Origin of the sequence: Desulfosarcina sp. (genome assembly GCF_041551955.1) — a bacterium.
Classification (GTDB): domain Bacteria; phylum Desulfobacterota; class Desulfobacteria; order Desulfobacterales; family Desulfosarcinaceae; genus Desulfosarcina.
The window spans coordinates 1-3,596 of sequence record NZ_JBFELV010000489.1; the positions used below are offsets into that span (position 1 = coordinate 1).

Consider the following 3,596-nt stretch of genomic DNA (forward strand, 5'->3'; position numbering starts at 1 on the left):
CGTCCAGGCCGCCGAGGGCCGGCCTTCTTTTTTCAGGCGGGATCGATTCGATGAGCACTTTGCGCATCAATCGGCTCAACTTTCCCCTGGAACACCCGGGGTCGGTCAAAGACGGCATTTTCGCCTTTGGGTTCGACGTGCGCTTCCAAGAGACCTTCGACGAGATGGTGGATTCCTTGTCAGAAATCCTCGAAGAGACGGGTATCACCCTGCTCCCCTTCTCTTCAAACCTTTATACGCACTATTTAAAGCTGGATGATGACAACCTGATAAACAAGAATCCGGGTGTGTGGCAATACCAGTATCAGGGCGGTGCCCTGGCGGGTGCTGCCCATCTATTCACCAATCGGCTGGATGCCGTCAGGATCGCCAACACCTACGATATTGCCAATTTGAGGCCCTTTGGCAATCATCCCATGATCGAGCCCAATTTCAGCAGCTATGACCTGCGGATTCACCATGATGGCATTACGCTGTCCAGGCTGGACAAAGTGAAATTGATCGCCGATTGGGATGTGGGGTTGCGGACGATCAGGGTCTGCAACCAAATCACCGTCTGGGATGAAAAAACCAAGAGTTTCCGGGAACGCAACCCGTTTGCACCCGGAGAGCTGGATTGCTGCCGGTGTTGGAAGTGTGTCGTGACCATGCTGGCCCTGATGATCGCCGGTGCCCTGGACAAGGCCTCGACATTCCCCAACAAGGATATTTCACCGGAGTTGATCAGAAAGAGCTTCACCCCCAACGATCAAAACCTTTGCGACTTTCTCGAGTTGATCGACCCGCTGAAAGAGATTGGCCGCGATGATCTGGCGAAGGCGATCGAGGATAAAATCGCCATCTACGAAGATCGCGAGCCAGGCTTGAAAGGACTGGTCAAACGGGTTGATCGCAAATACTTGGACGGCAACCTCGCACGGTTGAAGCGTACGATTCCTAATCATGGCCCCAAGCGTTGATTACCGTTCCAGGGATAAACAAGATGAACGTCGCCCCCTGGAATCCTCTAATTCTTAACCGTTCATGTCTTCTCATTAGAAGTTCGACGTTGGACGTTCGATGTTCGACGTTCATCTTTTTAATTCACTCGGCCCCTTGAACCCCTGAACCCAGAACACTAAACGATGATCATCGACGCACGCTCACTGCCTAACGGGCACAGTATTGACGCGGACATCTGCATCGTCGGCGCCGGCACCGCCGGATTGACGGTGGCCAACGAATTCGTCAATCAGTCCTATCGCGTGTGTTTGATTGAAAGCGGCGGGATGAAGCCGGACCGGCAAACCCAATCCCTGTACAAGGGCAAAAACATCGGTCATCCCTACTACCGCCTGGATACCTCCCGGTCCCGCTATTTCGGGGGATCGACCAACCGGTGGGATATCGCCGTGGGTGGCGATGACTGCAGTCGGGCCAGAATGCGGCCCTTCGACCCGATCGATTTTGAATGCCGGGACTGGGTCCCACACAGCGGGTGGCCCTTCGACAGGGCTCATCTCGACCCTTATTATGATCGTGCCCAGGAGCGCTGCCGGATCGCGCCGCCCGGATTCGGTGTCGAGGATTGGTCAGACCCCCAAAATACACCGCCCATCCGTTTCCATGGAGACCGGGCGAGCACGGTGATTTTCAAGTTTGGCTCGAAGTATCCGTTCATTAGAGACCACGCCGGAGAAATCACCAGTGCGGCCAACATTTCTACTTACCTGCATGCCAATGTGATCGAGATTGAAATGGCGGAGTCGGCCGGAACGGTCCGGCGTCTGCGGGTCGCCTGCCTGGACGGAAAGCGCCATTGGGTGTCGGCCCGGCACTTCATCCTGGCCACCGGGGCGATCGAGATTCCTCGTCTGCTGCTGGCCTCCAGAGCGGTGTGCCATGCCGGGGTGGGCAACGGTCACGATCTGGTCGGCCGCTATTTCATGGAGCACATTCATTTCTCCCTGGGTGTCTTCGTGCCCGCGACACCGGTGGTCTTCAATGCCATGGGGCTTTATGCCAACATTCACCACGTCAACGACGTGCCGATCAAAGGCAAGGTCTGCCCGACGGAAGCCGTTCTTCGGCAAGAGCAATTGTTGAACCTCGTGGTCGAGTTTATTCCCAGTATCGCCTTGGCCACGCGGTTGGACAATTTCTTGTATCCCCGCATCCAGTCCACCAGCTTCGAATCGTTGAAGGTGCTGGTATCGGCCATGCGCAGGAGCCGTTTGCCCGACCAGGTGGGCCAGCATCTTTCACGGGTGGTTTCAGGGATCGACAGCTTGTCTGTCGACATCTATCGGAACCTCAAGAAAAGGGCCCGCCGGATGTTTTGCAAGAAGAGGATCCAATATTTCGAGCTGGAAAACATGTCTGAGCAGTCGCCCAACCCGGACAGCCGGGTCGTCCTCGGGCAGGAGCGCGACGAACTCGGCATGCCTCGGGCCAATTTGGACTGGCAGGTAAACCGCTCGGATCTGGACAGCGCCAAACGCTGCCTGGGTATTTTGGATGAGGCGTTTCGACGGGGGGGATTGGGAAAAATATTGGTTGACCTTGACGAGCACACCCCTCCTGAGCGCTTTATTGGCGGCTGGCACCATATGGGAACGACCCGGATGCACAATGATCCCAAGCAGGGTGTCGTCGATCGGAATTGTCGTGTGCACGGCATCGACAATCTGTTCATCGCCGGCCCGTCTGTATTTCCCACGGGCGGCTATGCCAACCCGTCGCTCACCATTGTCGCGTTATCGCTGAGACTGGCGGATCATCTAAAAAAAATATGCGGGAGCGCACTTTCTTGATGGTTTTAAAACCACCTCCCATATCGTGTCATACCCACGAAGGGCTGAGTGGTTGCCTGATCCGGCCACCCCACCCGGGTTGTGAAAGCGTTCCCTCGCCCCCCGGGGGAGAGGGACAGGGTGAGGGGAATTGGACTCAGGTTGCCGTGAAGTTTCATCCAAGGAACCATTCGAAGAGGCGCTCGTCATGACCCACTGGGCAATGGTGATCGATATCAACAAGTGCATCGGCTGCGAGACCTGCATCAAGGTGTGTACGGGCGGCAATGCCATTCCCCAGGGCGGCACCTGGCGGCAGGCAGCTGTTCAGCCACTGAAGACCGAATCGGGCGAAAGTGAATTTTTCTTCACCTTCAGTTGCATGCACTGTGAAAAACCGGCCTGCTTGAAAGTTTGCCCCACATCGGCAACCCATCGCCGGCCCGATGGGATTGTGGACATCGATGAAGACCGGTGTGTCGGGTGCAGTGCGTGCATCCAGGCGTGTCCGTATGACGCCCGAAGGATCGCCAGGGTCGATACCATTTCGTTTTGCGAGCCCGAGAAGAAGCATCCTGGTGCAGGCGGTTCAGATCGGATCGGACTTCCCACCAAATGCGATTTCTGTTGTCACCGCATCGACGCTGGCGTCCGCGACGGCCTGTCGCCGGGTGTCGATGACGCGGCGACCCCGCTTTGCGTGAGGCATTGCCTTGGCGAGGCACTCCATTTCGGCGATTTGGACGATCCCGACAGCCATGTTTCCAAAATACTGAAAGATCATCGGAGTTTCAGGCTCCGCGAGGATCTGAAGACAAGACCATC

3 protein-coding genes are annotated in these 3,596 nt (G+C 56.4%); all 3 read left to right on the forward strand.

Translation table 11 applies throughout. From position 1 onward, the window contains the following. A partial coding sequence (locus ABYV26_RS22965) for a hypothetical protein (RefSeq protein WP_372683684.1) occupies window positions 1-959 on the forward strand: 959 nt, incomplete at its 5' end. Window positions 960-1,124: 165 nt separating this feature from the next. Then, entirely contained in the window at window positions 1,125-2,792 is a 1,668-nt protein-coding gene (locus ABYV26_RS22970) for a GMC oxidoreductase (protein WP_372683685.1), read from the forward strand. A gap of 187 nt (window positions 2,793-2,979) precedes the next feature. Then, window positions 2,980-3,596, forward strand: a 617-nt coding sequence (locus tag ABYV26_RS22975; RefSeq protein WP_372683686.1) for a 4Fe-4S dicluster domain-containing protein, incomplete at its 3' end; no start/stop codon positions are given.

Coding starts and splice junctions, on each gene's coding strand:
- ABYV26_RS22970 (WP_372683685.1), top strand. CDS start 1,125: ATGATCATCGACGCACGCTCACTGCCTAACGGGCACAGTATTGACGCG.